Origin of the sequence: Streptomyces natalensis ATCC 27448 (assembly GCF_000935125.1) — a bacterium.
GTDB classification, from domain to species: Bacteria; Actinomycetota; Actinomycetes; order Streptomycetales; family Streptomycetaceae; genus Streptomyces; species Streptomyces natalensis.
In genome coordinates this window covers 53889-72012 of record NZ_JRKI01000023.1, presented here as the reverse complement: position 1 = coordinate 72012, position 18124 = coordinate 53889, and the positions used below count along the sequence as shown (strand labels likewise).

14 protein-coding genes are annotated in these 18124 nt (G+C 72.7%); 4 read left to right on the top strand and 10 right to left on the bottom strand.

Features of this window, described 5'->3' with window-relative positions; all coding sequences use genetic code 11:
- The first annotated feature begins 29 nt into the window (after nt 1-29).
- Nucleotides 30-1193, top strand: a complete 1164-nt coding sequence (gene xylA, locus SNA_RS14175) for a xylose isomerase (protein ID WP_030071163.1) — start codon at nt 30-32, stop codon at nt 1191-1193.
- A gap of 200 nt (nt 1194-1393) precedes the next feature.
- On the top strand, nt 1394-2206 hold the full coding sequence (locus SNA_RS14170) for a hypothetical protein (RefSeq protein WP_044365290.1): 813 nt from the start codon (nt 1394-1396) through the stop codon (nt 2204-2206).
- Between the two features lie 40 nt (nt 2207-2246).
- Here the strand turns inward: SNA_RS14170 and SNA_RS14165 are convergent, their stop codons facing one another.
- From SNA_RS14165 to SNA_RS14135, 7 genes are all read right to left on the bottom strand, one after another.
- Nucleotides 2247-3080: an amino acid ABC transporter ATP-binding protein gene (locus tag SNA_RS14165; RefSeq protein ID WP_030071159.1), complete on the bottom strand. Its 834-nt coding sequence runs from the start codon at nt 3078-3080 to the stop codon at nt 2247-2249.
- A 5-nt stretch (nt 3081-3085) separates the two neighbouring features.
- Nucleotides 3086-3871: an amino acid ABC transporter permease gene (locus tag SNA_RS14160; protein WP_030071157.1), complete on the bottom strand. Its 786-nt coding sequence runs from the start codon at nt 3869-3871 to the stop codon at nt 3086-3088.
- Nucleotides 3871-4677: an ABC transporter substrate-binding protein gene (locus SNA_RS14155; protein ID WP_030071155.1), complete on the bottom strand. Its 807-nt coding sequence runs from the start codon at nt 4675-4677 to the stop codon at nt 3871-3873. Before SNA_RS14155 ends, SNA_RS14160 begins: the two co-directional genes overlap by 1 nt.
- A 138-nt stretch (nt 4678-4815) precedes the next feature.
- The gene (gene mmuM, locus SNA_RS14150; protein ID WP_030071153.1) at nt 4816-5736 is read right to left on the bottom strand and encodes a homocysteine S-methyltransferase; all 921 of its coding nucleotides are present in this window, start codon (nt 5734-5736) and stop codon (nt 4816-4818) included.
- A gap of 186 nt (nt 5737-5922) precedes the next feature.
- A complete protein-coding gene (locus tag SNA_RS14145) occupies nt 5923-8988 on the bottom strand; it encodes a glycoside hydrolase family 2 TIM barrel-domain containing protein (RefSeq protein ID WP_044365287.1) in 3066 nt (1021 codons plus the stop codon).
- Nucleotides 8989-9178: 190 nt separating this feature from the next.
- On the bottom strand, nt 9179-10507 hold the full coding sequence (locus SNA_RS14140) for an SWIM zinc finger family protein (protein WP_044365286.1): 1329 nt from the start codon (nt 10505-10507) through the stop codon (nt 9179-9181).
- Nucleotides 10504-13389 carry a DEAD/DEAH box helicase gene (locus SNA_RS14135; RefSeq protein ID WP_044365284.1) on the bottom strand — a complete coding sequence of 962 codons (2886 nt, stop codon included), beginning with the start codon at nt 13387-13389 and terminating at the stop codon, nt 10504-10506. The genes SNA_RS14140 and SNA_RS14135 overlap by 4 nt, the downstream gene beginning before the upstream one ends.
- Before the next feature lie 206 nt (nt 13390-13595).
- Between SNA_RS14135 and SNA_RS14130 the strand changes: the two genes are divergently transcribed.
- Nucleotides 13596-13778, top strand: a complete 183-nt coding sequence (locus SNA_RS14130) for a hypothetical protein (RefSeq protein ID WP_030071139.1) — start codon at nt 13596-13598, stop codon at nt 13776-13778.
- Nucleotides 13779-13912: 134 nt separating this feature from the next.
- Here SNA_RS14130 and SNA_RS14125 read toward each other — a convergent pair whose 3' ends face one another.
- Complete coding sequence (locus SNA_RS14125; protein ID WP_030071138.1) at nt 13913-14719, bottom strand: hypothetical protein; 807 nt, start codon at nt 14717-14719, stop codon at nt 13913-13915.
- A 182-nt stretch (nt 14720-14901) separates the two neighbouring features.
- On the opposite strand from SNA_RS14125, the gene SNA_RS14120 reads away from it, so the two are divergent.
- Nucleotides 14902-15798, top strand: a complete 897-nt coding sequence (locus SNA_RS14120) for an oxygenase MpaB family protein (protein ID WP_030071137.1) — start codon at nt 14902-14904, stop codon at nt 15796-15798.
- A gap of 67 nt (nt 15799-15865) precedes the next feature.
- Here SNA_RS14120 and SNA_RS14115 read toward each other — a convergent pair whose 3' ends face one another.
- Together SNA_RS14115 and SNA_RS14110 are read right to left on the bottom strand one after the other, a co-directional pair.
- On the bottom strand, nt 15866-16477 hold the full coding sequence (locus tag SNA_RS14115; protein WP_030071136.1) for a class I SAM-dependent methyltransferase: 612 nt from the start codon (nt 16475-16477) through the stop codon (nt 15866-15868).
- Nucleotides 16474-17982 (bottom strand): purine-cytosine permease family protein, encoded by a 1509-nt coding sequence (locus tag SNA_RS14110; RefSeq protein WP_030071134.1) that lies wholly within the window; start codon nt 17980-17982, stop codon nt 16474-16476. The genes SNA_RS14115 and SNA_RS14110 overlap by 4 nt, the downstream gene beginning before the upstream one ends.
- Nucleotides 17983-18124: the final 142 nt, after the last annotated feature.

The following is an 18124-nucleotide window of genomic DNA, read 5'->3' as shown; positions in this document are numbered from 1 at the left end:
CCGTTGACGAAACCGCCGAGGGAGTCGCGATGCGCCATCAGCCCGTACCCGAGGACAACTTCAGCTTCGGCCTGTGGACCGTCGGCTGGCAGGGCCGCGATCCCTTCGGGGACGCCACCCGGGGCGCGCTGGACCCCGTCGAGGCGGTCCACCGGCTCGCCGAGCTGGGCGCCTACGGCGTCACCTTCCACGACGACGATCTGATCCCGCACGGCTCCGACGGCCGCGAGCGCGCGGCAGCGGTCCGGCGCTTCACCACCGCGCTCGATGCCACCGGCATGGCCGTCCCGATGGTCACCACCAACCTGTTCACCCACCCCGTCTTCAAGGACGGCGCCTTCACCGCCAACGACCGCGACATCCGCCGCTACGCCCTGCGCAAGACGCTCCGCACCCTCGACCTCGCGGCGGAGCTGGGGGCGCGGACCTATGTGGCCTGGGGCGGACGGGAGGGCGCGGAGTCGGGCGCGGCCAAGGACGTACGGGTGGCGCTGGACCGGCTCAAGGAGGCGTTCGACCTGCTCGGTCAGTACGTCGTCGAGCAGGGCTACGACCTGCGGTTCGCCATCGAGCCCAAGCCCAACGAGCCGCGCGGCGACCTCCTGCTGCCCACCGTCGGCCACGCCCTGGCCTTCATCGAACGCCTGGAGCGCCCCGGGCTCTACGGTGTCAACCCGGAGGTCGGCCATGAGCAGATGGCCGGCCTGAACGTCGCACACGGCGTCGCCCAGGCGCTGTGGTCCGGCAAGCTCTTCCACATCGACCTCAACGGGCAGAGCGGGATCAAGTACGACCAGGACCTGCGCTTCGGCGCGGGCGATCTGCGCGCCGCGTTCTGGCTGGTCGATCTGCTGGAGAGCGCCGGTTACGACGGGCCGCGGCACTTCGACTTCAAGCCGCCGCGCACCGAGAACGGGGACGGTGTGTGGGCCTCGGCGGCCGGTTGTATGCGCAACTATCTGATCCTCAAGGAGCGCGCGGCGGCCTTCCGCGCCGACCCCGCCGTACAGGCCGCCCTGGGCGCCGCGCGTCTGGACCGGCTGGCGCGGCCCACCGCCGAGGACGGTCTGGCCGGGCTGCTGGCGGACCGGACCGCTTTCGAGACCTTCGACGCCGAGGCGGCCGCCGCCCGCGGTATGGCCTTCGAGCACCTGGACCAGCTGGCCCTGGACCATCTTCTCGGGGCGGCCTGACCGGCCCCGGCGCCTGACCGGCCCCGGCGCCGGCCCCGCCCTCGGGCCGGGCCGGTGCACGCCGGTGACCGCCGGGTCGTAGGGTTGCCTTGGCGTGTTCCCGTCCAAAGGTGTGCGCCCGGCGGACGGTTCAACTCCGGAATGTTCCAGGTTGGTCACCGCCTCACCCAAAACCCCGTAAAGAAGCGATCATTTCTGCCATGAGCTTTCCTCCGCCTCCGCCGAACCAGCCGCCGAACGACGCTCCGGGGGGCTTCGGCCCGCCCGCCGGTGGCTTCGGCCAGGGCGGTTACGGCCAGGGTGGCTACGCCCAGCCGGCCGGCCAGCAGCCGCCCGGTGGCTGGCAGCAACCCGCCGGCGGCGGATACGGCCCCGGCGGTCCGGCGGCGCCCGGTGGCTGGCAGCAGCCGCCCGTCCCGCCGTCCGGCGGCGGAGGCAACGGCAAGGTCATCGCGGCGATCATCGCGGGCGGCGCCCTGGTGGTGGCCGCCGTCATCACCGTCGTCGTGATGAGCAGCGGCGGCGACAGCCCGCACCGCGCCCAGCCCGCCGCCTCCAGCGCCACCCCCTCCGACAGCGCCTCGGCCACGCCCTCCGACGACCCCTCGCAGACCCCGTCGGCCGACAACGCCACGGCCACCGCGGACCCGACGCCCGGCAGCGGCACGCTGCCTTTCTACGAGCTCAAGGTCGGCGACTGCTACAACCTGCCGCCGTCCGGCGCCGGCAACAACACCTCGGCCTCGTGCAACGGCCCGCACGACGCCGAGGTCGTCACCACCCATCAGCTCGGCTCCGGCTTCACCACCAGCGAGGACATCAAGCAGAAGGCGTCCTCGCTGTGCAAGAAGGAGCTGACGAGCAAGGCTGCCCGGCAGCCCTCCGGCACCGCCGAGGGCACCTATGTGCAGTTCCCCAACCTCCAGGGCTACAAGATCGGCATCAAGACCGTCAGTTGCAGCCTGATGGGCAACCGCACCAACACCAAGAAGCTCACCGGACCGCTGTCCTGAGCCGGAGCCGGCGGTACGGTCGGGGCGGCACCTCCGCGCGCTACCCGGCCGTGCCGTCCGCCTCCGCCGCCACTTCCGCCTCCCTTTCCCCTTCCATCTCCACCGCCGCCGGATCCAGCACCCGCGCCAGAAACGTCCGGGTCCGCTCGTGCCGTGGGGCGCCCACCACCTGCTCCGGGGTGCCCTCCTCGACGATCGATCCGTCGTCCATGAACACCACCCGGTCGGCGACCTCCCGGGCGAAGCTCATCTCATGGGTGACGACCAGCATCGTCATACCGTCCCGCGCCAGCGCGCGCATCACCGCCAGTACGTCGCCGACCAGTTCGGGGTCGAGGGCCGAGGTCGGCTCGTCGAACAGCATCAACTCCGGGTCCATGGACAGCGCACGGGCAATGGCCACCCGCTGCTGCTGCCCGCCCGACAGCTGCGCCGGATAGGCCGCCTCCTTGCCGCTCAGCCCGACCCGCGCCAGGTTGGTCCGGGCGATCCGCTCCGCCTCGGCCCGGCCGCGGTGCAGCACCCGCCGCTGAGCGATCGTCAGGTTCTCCAGCGCGGTCAGATGCGGAAAAAGGTGAAAGGACTGGAACACCATCCCGATCCGGCGCCGGACCCGGTCGATGTCCACCTCCGGGTCGGTCACCTCCGTGCCCGCCACCGTGACCCGCCCGGCGCTCGGCTCCTCCAGCAGATTCACACAGCGCAGCAGGGTCGACTTGCCGGACCCCGACGGCCCGATGACGCACACCACTTCACCGCGTGCCACCGAGAAGTCGATCCCGCGCAGCACCTCCAGCGCGCCGAAGGACTTGCGCAGCCCCCGCACATCGATCGCCGCCCCGGCGGCCCGCTCCTCCGTCGTCTCCTTCGTCATCGCGCTCACCTCGCCCGCGCCGTACGGGCCTCCAGCCGACGGACCAGCTGGCCCAGGGGCAGGGTGATCACCAGATAGCACAGCCCGGCGATCAGCACCGGGGTCAGGCTTTTGTGTTCGTTGAGCGCGTCCCGGCCGAAATTGGCCAGTTCGAACTGGTTGAGGGAAAGCCCCAGGAGATACACCAGCGAGGAATCCTTGGTCAGCAGAATCAGTTCATTGGTCAGCGGCGGCAGAACGATCCGGAACGCCTGCGGAATGACGATCGAGACCGTCGCCCGGCCCTGCGACATCCCCAGCGAACGCGCCGCCTCCGTCTGCCCCTTCGGCACCGCCTGTATTCCGGCCCGGATGGTCTCCGCCATATAAGCCGCGCCCACCAGCCCCAGCGAGAGCATGACCGTGACGTTCATATCGAGTGCGACCTGGAACGCCAGCGGCACCCCGAAGCCCAGCGCGATGAACACCAGCAGCGCCGGGACGCCACGGAAGAACTCGATATAGGTGATGGCGATCCACCGGTAGGGCGGTACGGACGACAGCCGCATCAGCGCCAGCACCAGGCCGAGGCCGAGTCCGAAACCGAAGCCGAGCAGGGTGTAGAGAACGGTGTTGACCAGTGCGGTGGTGATGATGTCGGGAAACAGCGCCTTGGCGACCTCGACGTCGAAGAACGCCGTACGCAGCTGATGCCAGTCGGCCACCAGCGCCAGGGCCACCACGGCGACCACCAGGACGCCGTACTGGACGCCGCGGATGATCCGCGTGCGCCGTCGCCTGGACAGCGGCATCACGAACGGCCCGTCGTCTGCGGGGTGGTGCCGAACCACTTCTTGTAGATCCGGTCGTACCGGCCGTCGGATTTCGCCTTCTTGAGGACCGCGTTGATCTTTTTGCGCAGCGCGTCGTTTCCGGTGCGTACGCCGATGCCGTAGTGCTCGCCGGTGTTGAACTCCGCGGTGACGGCGGTGTCCGGGTTCTTCTTCACATAGTCGAAGAGCACGCCGTTGTCATTGATCCCGGCATCGACCTGACCGGACTTCACCGCCGTCAGCAGCAGCCCCAGGTCCTCGAACTCCACCAGTTCGACGCCCTTGCCGTGCGCCTTGGCGTAGATCCCGCCGGTGGTGGCCTTCTGGTAGCCGAGCTTCTTTCCCTTGAGGTCCTCGACCTTCTTGAAGGGCTTGCCCTTCTTCGTCAACAGCGCCTGGGTGGCGTTGAAATACGGGTCGGAGAAATCCATCACCTTTTCCCGGGCCGGGGTGATGGTCATGCCCGCGGCGGCCAGATCGCATTTGCGGATGGTGAAGTCCTGGCCGGTCTCGATCCCTTCGAAGGGGGTGTTGACGATCTCCTGCCGGACGCCCATGTCCTTGGCCACCAGATCCACCAGGTCCACATCGAACCCGACGATCGCGCCGTCCTTCTTCACCTGGAACGGGGCATACGGCAGATGGGTGCAGGTCGTCAGTTTCCCGGCGGAGACCAGATCCGGGCCGGAACTTTTGTTTCCTCCGGATGCGGTGCTGGTGCAACCGGCCAGTACGGCGACGGCCGCGAGTACGGAAAGGGCGGGCAACGCGGAGCGAGCGGACACGGGTCCTCCAGGCGCGGTGAGCAAGTACCAACCAAGCCGTGCATGCTGCGAGTTGGCCTGCATCCTGCCATTGGCCAGGACCTTTGTCGCCGTTGCAGGTGGTTGCGGCTGGGTAACGCCGCCCGCGCCCGCCGGGGCCTATCGGCCCAGGACCGCAGCCAGTTCGGCGATGGCGTCCGGGCCGACCCGGCAGCAGCCGCCGATGAGCCGGGCGCCGGCCGCGGCCCACGCCGCGACCCGGTCCGCGGTGAACGCCGGACTGCCGCACCACGCCCGCGCCCCGGCGTCCCAGCGCTCCCCGCTGTTGGGGTAGACCACCACCGGCTTGCCGGTGATCTGCGCGGCGAGCCGCACCGCACGGTCCGCATCGCCGGGCGCGCAGCAGTTCACCCCGACCGCGACCACCTCGTCCGCCTCCGCCGCCGGGGCAAACGCTTCTGCCAGGGGCTGTCCGGCCCGCGTGCGGTCGCCCGCCACGCTGTACGAGAGATAGGCCGGAACCCCCAGCCCGCGCACCGCCCGCAGCAGCGCCCGGCCCTCCTCGGCGTCCGGCACCGTCTCCAGCGCCAGCACATCGGGCCCGGCCGCGGCGAGCACCTCCAGCCGCGGGCGGTGGAAGCGCTCCAGCTCGTCCACCGACAGGCCGTACCGGCCGCGGTATTCCGAGCCGTCCGCCAGCATCGCCCCGTACGGTCCGGCCGACGCCGCCACATACAGCGGCCCCCGCACCCCGACCGCCTCCGCCTGCCCCGCCGCCGCACGCGCCAGCTCCACGCTCCGCGCCATCAGCTCGGCGGCCCGCGCCGCCCCGGTGCCGCGCCGCGCGAACCCCTCGAACGTCGCCTGATAGCTGGCGGTGATCGCCACCTGGGCCCCGGCCTTGTAGTACGCCAGATGCGCATCCACCACCGCCTCGGGATCCTCGGCGAGCAGCCGGGCCGACCACAGCGCATCGCTCAGATCGTGCCCGGCGGCCTCCAGCTGGTTGGACAGCCCGCCGTCGAGGACGACCGGCCCCGCGGCGAGGGCTTCGACGAACGACGGGGAGGTGCCGGCCATGGTGCGGTGCCTTTCGGTGCCGACGGGCTGCGCCGCCGCGGGTGCGAGTGATGGGCCCGGCGGGGCGTCGCCCGGCCCGTGGTCGGATCGTAACGCCGGGCGCGCCGCCTCAGCCCGGCGACGGGAACCCGGCCCGGCGACGGGAACGCTGGCCGGCGAAGGCGACTCGGCCCGGCGACGGCAACCTCAGCCCAGCGACGAGAAGACGAACGCGAACCGGGCCGGCGCCGCCTCCAGCCGGTGCTGCGGCAGCACGCCCGGCCCGCAGGACCCGCTGCCGATGCCGTGCTGCGCATGGTCGAGATGCAGCCACAGCCGGTCGCCCGGGGCGAGATCGGTGGTGTGCCGGGCCGCGGCCAGCTCGGCCACGGACCAGCGGCGGGCGGTGAAGAAGAAGTGCGGATCGCCCTCGACGCGCAGGCCCTTGCCGTTGCTGCGGGTCAGCCGGGCCCAACGCACCCCGGGCCGGGCGCCGTTCTCCTGCGGCCGGACGTACGGCGTCTGGAGCGCCTCCACCGGCATCGACCACAGGCCCACCTGCGCCGCGGCCCGGGTGTCGGGATAGCCCTCACCGGGCCCGCCGCCGAACCACTGCGCACGCCCCAGACTCCCGCACAGCGCCATCGTCACCCCCAGCCGCGGCAGCGGGACGCGCCAGTCGCCCTCGGGGTCGACGGCCACCTCCAGACGCAGCCGGGTGCCTTCGGCCGTCCAGCGGTAGACGGCGCGCAGCGCCAGATCCGTGGCGGCCGGGGCGATGCGGGTGCGGACCACCAGGGCGCCGGGGCCGGTCTCGACGGCATCGACGCGATGCCGCATCCGGTGCAGTCCGATCCGCCGCCACTGCTCTGCCGTATGCGGCCCCGGAAGCCAGGTCGGGCCCTCGTCGTTGTCCGTCGGCGCCCGCCACACGTCCACGAGGGGACCGGTGAGCTGAACGCCGTCCAGATAGCGGAGCGTGCCCGTCGTGGCATCGAAGGTGCCCGGACCGAGGACGATCACATTGCCCTCGCCGCGGCGCGGGGTCGCAGGGGCGCGGTGCGGGGGATCGGGCAGGGGGAGCGCGGGGGCCGGCAGCTGGCCCCAGGCGACCTCGTGGCCGGCGTCCGCCCAGGGTGTGTCCGCGGCGAGCACCGCCGTCACCGTCCACCAGGCTTCCCCGGTGTCGCCCTCCCGCACCGAAGGCGCCGACAGCTGCAGATCCGCCGATTCCCCGGGTGCCAGGGGCGGCACCGCCAGCCGTCCCGATCCGCGCCCCAGGCCCGCCACCTCGTAGCGCCAGCGGAAGTGCAGATGCCCCAGATCGGCGAAGTCGTGGAGATTGGTGATCCGGACCCTGCCCGTCCCGTCGTCCCCGCCGGGCAGCGGCTCGATCCGTACCGGCTCGATGACCTTCTTGAACTCCACCAGGCCGGGGGAGGGCGTCCGGTCGGGGAGGACCAGCCCGTCGCAGACGAAGTTGCCGTCGTGCAGTTCCTCGCCGAAGTCGCCGCCGTAGGCGTGGAACACCTCGCCGTCGGGCGTCAGCCGGCGCAGCCCGTGGTCGATCCATTCCCAGACGAAGCCGCCCTGACAGCGGTCGTATCTCTCGAACAGCCGCTGGTACTCGCTCAGACCGCCCGGTCCGTTGCCCATCGCATGGGCGTACTCGCAGAGGATGAAGGGCAGTTGACGCCGCCGGGCGTCCAGCTCCGGGTCGGGCAGCGGCTCCTCGGCGCGCCGTCCGATGCGTTCCACCTCGGCGTGGCCGGCGTACATCCGGGAGTACACATCGGTGTCCGCGCAGGTGCGGTCGCCCTCGTAGTGCAGCGGCCGGGACGGATCGCGCTCGCGCATCCAGGAGGCCATGGCGGACAGCCCGCGGCCGGTGCCGCACTCGTTGCCCAGCGACCACAGCACGATGCTGGGGTGGTTCTTGTCCCGCTCGACCATCCGCCGGGCCCGGTCCAGCAGCGCCGGCTCCCAGCGTGCGTCGTCGGCCGGATTGCCCCGCCAGTCCTGCCGGCCGAAACCGTGGGTCTCCAGATCGCATTCGTCGATCACCCACAGCCCCAGTTCGTCGCACAGGTCGAGGAAGGCGGGGTGCGGCGGATAGTGGCTGGTGCGCACGGCGTTGATGTTGTGACGCTTCATCAGCACCAGATCGTGGCGCATCGCCTCGGGGCCGAGCGTGCGCCCGTAACGCGGGTGGAATTCATGGCGGTTGACGCCGCGCAGCAGGATCCGGCGGCCGTTGACCTTCAGCAGACCGTCCTCGATGCGGACCGTACGGAACCCGATCCGCAGCGGGATCCGCTCGCCCGGGGTGACCAGCTCGCCGTCGTAGAGACGGGGCTCCTCCGCGGTCCAGGGACGTACGGAGACCGTTGCGCTCTCCCCGGTGGCCAGGTCGAGTCCCAGCTCCGGGACGGTCACCCGCCCGGCCGGTGTGCAGTCCACCCGTAGCGTGCCCTCGCCCGTGACGTGATCGAATCCGGCGTGCACGAAGTGGTCGACGACGGCGCCCTCGGGGCGGCGGTGCACCGTCACGTTCCGGAAGATGCCCGGCAGCCACCACTGGTCCTGGTCCTCCAGATAGCTGCCCGACGACCACTGGTGCACCCGCACCGCCAGCACATTGCCGCGCGGCCGCAGCAGATGCCCCACCTCGAACTCGTGCGGCAGCCTGCTGCCCTTGAAATGCCCCAGCTCCTGCCCGTTGAGCCAGACCCGGGCGCAGGACTCCACCCCGCCGAAATGCAGCACCGCGGGCCCCTCGCCCCAGCCGTCGGGCAGATCGAAGACCTGCCGGTGGTCGCCGGTCGGATTCTCGTCCGGCACCCGCGGCGGGTCGACCGGGAAGGGGTAGGCGGTGTTGGTGTACGCGGGCGCCCCGTTCCACTGCGCTCCTTCTTCGCCCTCCTCCGAGCCCTCGGAAGCAAAGGCCCCCTTGAGCACCCAGTGGCCCGGCACCCGCAGGTCCTGCCACTGGGCGTCGTCGAAGTCCGGCCGGGCGAAGGAGTCGTCCTCGGCATCGGCCCGCGCCGAGAGCCGGAAGCGCCAGACGCCGTGCAGCGAGATCCGGGGCGCGTCCGATGCCGCGAACCAGGCGCGCGGGGGCAGCGCACCGGTGCCGGGGGAGCGGTCTTCGTAATACGGGAGGAGACGGTCGTGCCGGTCGGTGGGGTGCGGGGTGCGGGTCGTCTCGTTGGCGGGCTGGGGCGGTTGTCCGTACGGCGTCTGCTGCGGCGAATGCGGCGAAGTGCCGGTCACGGGTCCTCCTGCTGCGGGCGGCGTGCCTGACGGTGGGGGATCGGTCCAGCGAATCACGAGCGGGGGCATGGCGCAGCAGGATGGGGCGGATTGCGCCGGGGTGGGGGATGGGCCGGACCGGGGCGATGGGCCAAACCGGGGCCGGGGCGGGCGCCGTGGGGGCGCCCGCCCTGGCGCCCGCAACCATCGCTCACCCCTGCGCCGCCGCCTCCACCGCCTCCACCTCCTCCGTCGCTTCCGCCGCCTCGGCCAGCGCGCCCGCCGGATCGTCCGACGCCGGTCCGGCCGGTATCCACCGCCCGCCGTCCTTCCGGTACGGCCACCAGCGGCCGTCCGGCCCGTAGCGCAGCTGGGCGGTGCCGTCGGCCACCGTCCAGCGGTTGCCTGCGGCCCGCAGCCGTGGCCGGTTCTCATCGTCCGTCCAGGCTGCCGCGAGCCGGTCGGCCGCCCGCGCCAGCGCTTCCGGTTCCGGCGTCCACTCCTCCTCCAGGACGGCCAGCCCGGCCGGGCCGCCCAGCTCCCAGGCCCGTACCGCCAGGTCCAGACCCCGGCCCTCGCGTCCCGAACCGGTGGCCAGGCGCGCCGATATGGCCGCGCCGGGACCGGCCGCCGCCAGCCGTACCGCATCCTGACCGGGCGTCAGCGCGGGCGGCGGCGGAGCGTCCGGATGCCCGGGGGAGAGCGCCTCCGCCAGCAGCCGCTGGGCGCGCGCCGCCGTGTCGGCGATCAGGAACTCCAGCGCGGCCGGGTCCACCCCGGGCGCGGGCGGGGTGCCGCCGCCGAGTACGGGCGCGGCGACCGGGGTCTCTACGGCCGGTGGCGGTACGGGCAGCGGCGGCAGGATGTCGCGCGCCGCGTACGCCTCGACGGCCGGTACGCCCCTGTCGGACGGTATCCCTTCACCTTCCGGCGCCTCGGCCCCCGCCGCGCTGCGGTTCTGCACCTCCGCCAGCAGCTCCCGCTCACCGCGGCCGCGCAGCAGCAACAGGAGGAACGGGTCCCGGTCGAGCAGCCGCGCCACCTGATAGCACAGCGCGGCCGTATGCGCGCAGTGGTCCCAGGCCCCGCAGCTGCATGCGGATTCCAAGTCCCCGATGCCCGGCAGCAGTTCGATCCCGCAGGCCGCCGCGTCCTCGACCAGGACCGGCGGCATGTCGTGGTCCAGCAGTGCCGCGATATGTCCCGCCCGGTCCGCGACCAGGTCCAGGAGGCGGTCCCACTCCACCGCGCTCAACTGCTGGAGCAGGACGTCCGAGCGGTGCCGGGTGTGGTCGCGGTCCTGGACGACCGCGGTGATCCGGCCGGGACGCACCGATACCGCGCCGACCGCACCCGCCCGGGCGTGCCGCCGCTCGAGTTTGACCTGCTGACCGTCGAGCGCGGTGTCCTCCAGCGCCTTGAGCCATGCCTGCCCCCACCAGGTCCGCGCGAAGCCGCCGCCACGGGCCGGCGGCAGCGCGGCGAAGGTCCGCTCGGCCTCGGTGCCGGCCGCATCCGCGTCCTCGAAGTCCCCACTCATCGTCCGCTCCCTCGCAGCTCCACCAGTTCCGCCAGTTCCGCATCGCTCAGTTCGGTCAGCGCCGCCTCGCCGGCGCCCAGCACGGCGTCCGCCAGCTGCTGTTTTCGGGCGAGCATGTCGGCGATCCGGTCCTCGATCGTGCCCTCCGCGATCAGCCGGTGGACCTGCACCGGCTGGGTCTGCCCGATGCGGTACGCGCGGTCGGTGGCCTGCGCCTCGACGGCCGGGTTCCACCAGCGGTCGACGTGCACGACATGCCCGGCCCGGGTGAGGTTCAGCCCCGTACCGGCGGCCTTCAGCGACAGCAGGAACACCGGCACCTCCCCGTCCTGGAAGCGGCGCACCATCTCCTCGCGGCGGGCCACCGGCGTCCCGCCGTGCAGGAACTGCGTGGGCACCCCGCGCGCCGCCAGATGGGTCTCCAGCAGCCGCGCCATCTGGACGTACTGCGTGAAGACCAGCACGCTCGCCTCCGCGGCGAGGAGGGTGTCCAGCAGCTCGTCGAGCAGTTCGACCTTTCCGGAACGCCCGGGAATACGCGGATCCGCCTCCTTCAGGAACTGCGCGGGGTGGTTGCAGATCTGCTTGAGCGCGGTGAGCAGCTTGACCACCAGGCCGCGCCGCGCGAACCCGTCCGCCCCGGCGACCTCTTGGAGTCCCTCGCGCACCACGGCCTCGTACAGCCCGGCCTGTTCCTCGGTCAGCGCCACCGTGCGGTCGGTCTCCGTCTTGGGCGGCAGCTCCGGCGCGATGCCCGGGTCGGATTTGCGGCGGCGCAGCAGGAACGGCCGCACCAGCCGGGCCAGTCGCTCGGCCGCCGCTGCCGCCTCCGGGGAGGCCGCCGCACCACCCTCGATGACCTGCGCATAGCGCCTACGGAACCGGCCCAGCGGCCCCAGCAGCCCCGGGGTCGTCCAGTCCAGGATCGCCCACAGCTCCGAGAGGTTGTTCTCCACCGGGGTGCCGGTCAGCGCCACCCGCGCCTTGGCCGGGAGGGTGCGCAGCGCCCTGGCGGTCGCGGAGAAGGGGTTCTTGATGTGCTGTGCCTCGTCGGCGACGACCAGTCCCCAGCCCGCCTCCGCCAGGCGCGCGGCATCGCGGCGCATCGTGCCGTAGGTGGTCAGCACGAACTCGTCCGCGGCCAGGTCGGCCAGGCTGCGCCGCCCGGCGTGGTAGCGGCGTACGGGGGTGCCCGGGGCGAACGTCTCGATTTCCCGCTGCCAGTTGCCCATGAGCGAAGTGGGGCAGACGACGAGCGTGGGGCCCGTCGAGGAGGGAAGGGCCTGCCGGTGCAGATGGAGCGAGATGAGGGTGATGGTCTTGCCGAGCCCCATATCGTCGGCGAGGGTGCCGCCCAGCCCCAGCGAGGTCATCCGGTGCAGCCAGGAAAGCCCGCGCAATTGGTAGTCGCGCAGCGTCGCGGCGAGCGCCGCGGGCTGCCGCACCGCCGAGGCGTCGGCGCGCTCCGGGTCGGCGAGCCGGTCGCGCAGCTCGGCCGGCCATCCGGACGCCTCAACGGCCACCCGTTCGCCGCCCTCGTCCTCGGCGGTCCCGGTGAGCGCGGCGCCGAGCGCGTCCAGCGGCGTGATCTTACGGTCCCGGCGGTCGCGGGCGGCCCGCACCGCCTCCGGGTCGAGCAGCACCCACTGGTCGCGCAGCCGCACCAGCGGACGGCCCGCCTCGGCCAGCCGCTCCAGCTCCGCCCGGTCGATCTCCTGGTCGCCGACCGCGAACCGCCAGCTGAACGAGAGCAGCGCCTCGGCGGACAGCAGCGAGGGCAGCCCGGACCCGGACCCGTCCGAGGGGCCGGGCGGGCCCACCACCGCCCGTCCGGTGAGCTCGCGGGCCAACTGCCGGGGCCAGTGCACCTCCACTCCCGCGGCGGCCAGGGTGCGTCCGGCGGAGCCGAGCAGCTCGGCGATCTCCTCGTCGGCCAGCGACAGCGCGTCCGGGACGGCTGCGGACAGCAGCGGGGTGAGCGGCGGCCAGACGGCGGCCGCCCGGCGGAGGGTGAGCAGGGTGTCCATACGGGCCCCCGGCCCGAACGCCCGCCCCGCCGAGGACGCCCCGGCCCACACCTCGGCGGCATCGGCGACCAGCGCCGGATCGGAGGGGCTGTGCACCTGGAGGACGGCGGTGAAGCGCGCCCCGTCGCCGGTCCCCTCGGCCGCATCCGCCGCGTCCATCCCCTGCACCTCCACCCGCAGCGAGATCCGTACGCCCGCGTCATGACCGGCCGCGACGTCCGCGGCCCAGGCGCGCTGCCCGGGGACGCGCTGCGGGGCCTCGGCCGCGAAGGCCGGGCCCCCGGTGGCCAGCGCCGCGGCGGGCGTACGGGGCAGACCGTCGGCGACCGCGTCCAGGAAGGCCCGCAGATGGCGTTCCGGCTCGGGCAGTTCGAGCGGGTCGGTGTCCGGGAGGGGCGTGGCATGGGCGTACGGCGGCATGGCGGCGGCCAGGTCGCGCAGCCGCGCGAGGTCGGCCGCGTCCAGCGGGCCCAGCCGCCAGGCATCGTGGTCGGCGGCGGTCAGGCCGGGCAGCAGCCGCCCGCGGGCGGCCAGCTGGAGCGCCAGGACACACGCCGTGCCCCAGAAGGCGGCCGCCGGATGGGCGCCACGGGCGGCACGGGCGCGGGTGAGGACCGGGACCGCGGCGGCCACGGGAAGGATCACGGCCGGAACGGCGGACACCGCCACGCCGCCGTCCTCGTCCGGCAGGGCGACGGCGACCTCACCCTCGGGTCCGGCGGCCTCGACGGGCTCGCCGTCGGGCCGCCAGAACGCGACCCGTCCGGCGCGGGGCGGGTCCGACGGCAGGAAAACCGCCGCACACCCGGTGAGCGCGGGGAGCTGAGCGGGCGGGGCATCGGGAGGAAAAGCCACTGGGTACGGACTCCTCAAGTTTGACTACTGACGCCTGGAGCGCCCGAGGGTACAGGACCGACCGGCGCAGGGCCGTATACCGACCGGCGCAGGTCCGTACACCGACCGGTGCAGGGCCGTATGACGCCCGAGGGAACCTGCGGAGCGATTTCGGCGTTCAATGGAAGACACGGAGTGCGGCGTGCGCCGCGGAAGGGGCGTGAAGGATGTCCACACAGGCGAAGGTCGCGGTCGGTGGCATCGCGGTGGGAGTGTTCCTGCTGTGGCTGCTGCCCCTCTGGGCGGCCCTCTTGGTGATGATCGGGGTGCCGGCCGTCGCCTATCTGACGCTCGACCCCTCCCAGCGGCGCCGGCTGCGCCGCGTCACCCGCAAGGAGATCGGGCGCTGAGGGCCGGGCCGCCCGGGGCCCGGCCAGAGCCCGCGGGGCCCGGGGACGGCTGCCCCGGCCCCGCTTCGGGTCGTCGTCCGGCCTAGGGTCTGTCCGATGGGCCATGGCCGGGGCCCTGACCCATCGGACAGACCCTAGACGGGGCGCACCGCCAGCTGGTCCAACGACGCCAGCAGCCCCGGCAGTTCGGGCCCGCGGCCCACGGGGTGCACCTCGCCGGGCTCCTCGTCCAGCAGCACGAACGCAATGTCGTCCGTGCGGGCCACCATGCTCCACCCGGGTCCGTCGACCCGCAGCGTGCGCGCCTCGCCCGCGGCGAACGACGACCGCACCCGGCCGGGCGGCGGCGGCTCGGCCAGATAGCCGCGCGCCTCCTTCAGCACCTGCCGCACGCCCTGGTGCGGGCTTTCGTCCTCGCTCTCGCCGTCACCCGGCTCGGCGAAGGCCACCTCGTCGTCGACCTGCTCGCGCCACGCCGCCCACTGGAGGGCGATCTCGTCGGCGCCCAGGCGTCGTTGGGCGGGGCCCCACTCCTCGGCGTCCGGCGGGCTCAGCGGGGCCGGATCCCCCTCCTGCGGCTTCGGGTCGTGCGGCTCGGGCACCCCGGGCGCCGAGACGGCGAGGGCCAGCGGCCAGCCGGGCAGCGCCCCGACGATGCTGCCCTCCCCTGGCGAGAGGTCGTACTCCATACCGCAGTCCCAGGCGGCGATGGCGCAGGACACCAACGTCACGTCCTCGGTCACCACCGTCCAGCGCGCGCCGCTGCCGTCCTGCCCGAGGACCAGCCCATAGCCCTCGGCATACGGTTCGAGCCCGAGGAAGGCACACACCTCGGGGTAGTCGTCACCGAGCACGCTCGGAAACTGCGCGGGCGTCAACATCACCGCCGTCAGCACAAACAGCTGATCGCTGTCGCTGTCGGCGCTCTCGGTCGTGGCCACGCGGCGCCTCCCTGTCGGATCCCTCCGGAACACCCTCGTCCGGAATACATCGGCGCACCTTAATTGGCCGGGGACGGCCTTGTCACCCGCCCTACGCTGCACACATGTGATTCTCCAACCGGCCGGAAGCCGTGCCGTGCTCGTAAAGTTGGTGCGACAGCGGGCGAAAGGACGGATATCACGTGCAGCGTTACGACTGGTTGCAGGAGATCCGGCGGCTCGATCCGGAACGCGACTTTCTGCGGATCTACCGGATCACCGCAACCCACGAATTCCCCTGGGACATCACCAGGGCCCTGGAATTAGCGATCTACCGCACCTATGCCGTTCCCCGCATCGGCCGGCTCCTCGCCGAGACCGCGGAACTGACCCGCCGTACACAAAAGCGCTACGACGACACCGCCCTTCTCCTGGACGCGGTCCTGGAGCACGGCTTCGACGGAGCGGACGGGCGGACCGCGATCCGCCGGATGAACCAGATGCACCGCAGCTACGACATCGGCAACGACGACATGCGGTATGTCCTGTCCACGTTCGTGGTGGTGCCCCAGCGGTGGATCGATCAATACGGCTGGCGCCGGCTGAGCGCGCACGAAAAACGCGCCATAGCGGCCTATTACCGCACACTCGGCCGCCATATGGGCATCACCGAAATCCCGCAGACCTTCGAGGACTTCGTACGCTTCCTGGACGCCTACGAAGCCGCCCATTTCGGCTGGGACGAGGGCGCCCGGAAGGTCTCGGACGCCACCTTGGACCTGATGGCGGGCTGGTACGGCCCGCTCGCCCCCCTGGTGCGCGGCGCGAGCATGGCCCTCCTGGACGACACGCTGCTGGACGCCTTCCGTTACGAGCGGCCCCACCCGACCGTCCGCACGGCCGTCCGCGGCGCGCTCAGGCTGCGCGCCAAGACCGTACGGCTGCTGCCGCCGCGCCGCCGCCCGCACTACGCCCGCCAGAACCCGGAGATCAAGGGTTACCCCAACGGGTTCCGGGTCGCCGAACTGGGCACCTTCCCCGCCGCGCCCCGGGCGGGCGGCTGCCCGCTGCCGCACACCGACGGACCCGCGCCCCGGTAGTCCGCGGCGCCCGGTGGCGGCCCGGCGCCTCGGCAGCGGCCCGGTGCCTCGGTGGCGCCCCGTCGCCTCACCCCTGGCGGACCGCCAGCGCCAGATAGCGCGCGTCCTCGTCCACGTAGCGGACCAGGTCCCAGCCGCTGCCGGCCAGCAGGGGCCGCAGATTCGGCTCCGCCCGCAGATCGCCGGGGGTGAGCGGGCGGCCCTTGCGCGCGGCGAGGGCCGCCCGGCCGATGGGGTGGAAAAGCGCCAGGCGGCCACCGGGGCGGACGACCCTGGCCAGTTCGGCGAGGCCGCCCGCCGAGTCCGCGAGGTGCGAGACGAGCCCGGCGGCGAAGACGGCGTCCAGCGCACCGTCGGGCAGCGGAAGCCGGGTCGCATCGGCGAGCAGCAGCGCCGCAAAGCGGTCCCGTCCGGCCCGTACGGCCTCGTGCAGCATCTCCGGGGTGAGATCCGCTGCCAGGACCGTCCCGCGCGGCCCCACGGCCGCCCGCAGCGCCTCGAGGGCGCGGCCCGTACCGCAGCCGGCATCCAGGACGCGATCGCCTTCCTGGAGGCCGAGTTCGGCGACACCGGTGGCGAAGGCGGGGCCGTCGCCGGGGAACTTGCTGTCCCAGTCGGCGGCACGCGGCCCGAAGAAGGCGCGGACGTCGTGCGGGTCGGCGGCATGGTGGTCGGTCATCGGTCTCCTCCGGGGGCGGCACGGGCGGGGTCGGGTACGGATGGGCGGCGGTCGGCCAGGGCGGCGGTCGCGGCATACAGGACGCCCGCGACGACCAGGGCCACCACGACGCCGAGATTCATGGCGCCCAGCGTGCCGTGTGCGGCACGTTCGCCGAGCAGAAAGCCCACGGCCCGGGCGATGTTGGGGTCGGCGGAGGTGATCAGGCCCAGTCCGACGGCGGTGGCGACGGCGAGCGAGAGCACCGCCGGCCATCCCACCGCGCGTACGGCCACCGGGGCGGGACCGGTTCGGCGGCGCCACTGTTCCACCAGGAAGACCGCCGTCCAGGCGGCCATCGCCACCCCGATGACGGACAGGAACGCCTGGAACGTGGCGAAGAAACTGGGCGAGACGAAGAGCACGTACCAGCCGCCCGCGGCCATCAGCAGACCGTCCACCACAACGGCCGTATGCCGCCGGAGCGGGATGCCCAGCGCCAGCATCGACATGCCCGAGCTGTAGATGTCCATGATCGCCCCGGAGGCGAAGCCCCCGATGGCGGTGAGCAGATACGGCACCAGGAACCAGGTCGGCAGCCGGGTGGCGAGGGCACCGACGGGGTCGGCGGCCGCGGCCTTCGCCAGTGCCGGATCGCCGGCGTTCAGCAGCACTCCGAAGACCAGCAGGACCACCGGGGCCAGCACCCCGCCGAAGGTCGTCCAGGCGGTGATGGCCCGGCCGCTGCTCGCCTTCGGCAGATAACGGCTGTAATCGGCGGCGCAGTTGACCCAGCCCAGCCCCAGCAGCGTCATCGCGAAGACGACGCCCCCGATGCACGTACCGAGATTCCCCGGCCGGCCGGCGCCCAGCGCGGAGAGATCGGTGCGGTCGGCCATCAGCACCATGTACACCACGGTCATCAGGGTGATCGCCGCCGTCAGATACTTCTGCACCTTCATGATCAGGGCATGTCCGAAGATTCCCACGACCACCACCGCCACCGCCGTCACGCCGAAGCACAGCGCCTGCGCCCCCGTGGCGGGCGTGGTCCCGTCGGCCCGTGCGAAGGCACCGGGCGAGACCCTGGCCAAGATGGCGGCGCCGCCCAGAGAGGAGAGCGCGACCAGTACGGTCTCCCAGCCGACGTTGCACACGTAACTGAACAGCGTGGGCAGCTTGTTGCCCTGGTGGCCGAAGGAGGACCGGCCGATGGCCATGGTGGGCGCGCCCGTCCGCGCCCCGGCTATGGAGACCAGGCCGACCAGGATGAACGACAGCACATAGCCGACCGCCCCGGTGGTGACCGCCTGCCACGGGCTGAGCCCGAGGCCCATGAGGTAGCTCCCGTAGGCGATGCACAGCAGGGACAGACCCGACGCCGCCCAGGGCCAGAACAGCGTCCGGGGCGTGCCGTGGCGTTCGGAGGCAGGGACCGGGTCGATGCCGTGCCGCTCGACGGCACCTGCCGAGGCGGGCGCACCGGCACGTAGCGGGCCCCGCTCCCGTTCCTGCTGCTGCGTCATGCACTCATGATCCCCCACAGCGGGAGCCGCCCGCAGGGCAAATATCCCGCGGAGAATGCACCACCGGGAGCACCGGATGGAGAACCCACGCGGTTTTGTTGAAAGGGAAGGTAACCACCATCGGTCGGAGGTACGGTCCTCG

Bases quoted from the DNA above. Each gene is read 5' to 3' on its own strand.
- SNA_RS14110 (WP_030071134.1), bottom strand. From the start codon at position 17,982: ATGACGCAGCAGCAGGAACGGGAGCGGGGCCCGCTACGTGCCGGTGCG.
- SNA_RS14160 (WP_030071157.1), bottom strand. From the start codon at position 3,871: ATGCCGCTGTCCAGGCGACGGCGCACGCGGATCATCCGCGGCGTCCAG.
- SNA_RS14115 (WP_030071136.1), bottom strand. From the start codon at position 16,477: ATGACCGACCACCATGCCGCCGACCCGCACGACGTCCGCGCCTTCTTC.
- SNA_RS14165 (WP_030071159.1), bottom strand. From the start codon at position 3,080: ATGACGAAGGAGACGACGGAGGAGCGGGCCGCCGGGGCGGCGATCGAT.
- SNA_RS14130 (WP_030071139.1), top strand. From the start codon at position 13,596: ATGTCCACACAGGCGAAGGTCGCGGTCGGTGGCATCGCGGTGGGAGTG.
- mmuM (WP_030071153.1), bottom strand. From the start codon at position 5,736: ATGGCCGGCACCTCCCCGTCGTTCGTCGAAGCCCTCGCCGCGGGGCCG.
- SNA_RS14140 (WP_044365286.1), bottom strand. From the start codon at position 10,507: ATGAGTGGGGACTTCGAGGACGCGGATGCGGCCGGCACCGAGGCCGAG.
- SNA_RS14170 (WP_044365290.1), top strand. From the start codon at position 1,394: ATGAGCTTTCCTCCGCCTCCGCCGAACCAGCCGCCGAACGACGCTCCG.
- xylA (WP_030071163.1), top strand. From the start codon at position 30: ATGCGCCATCAGCCCGTACCCGAGGACAACTTCAGCTTCGGCCTGTGG.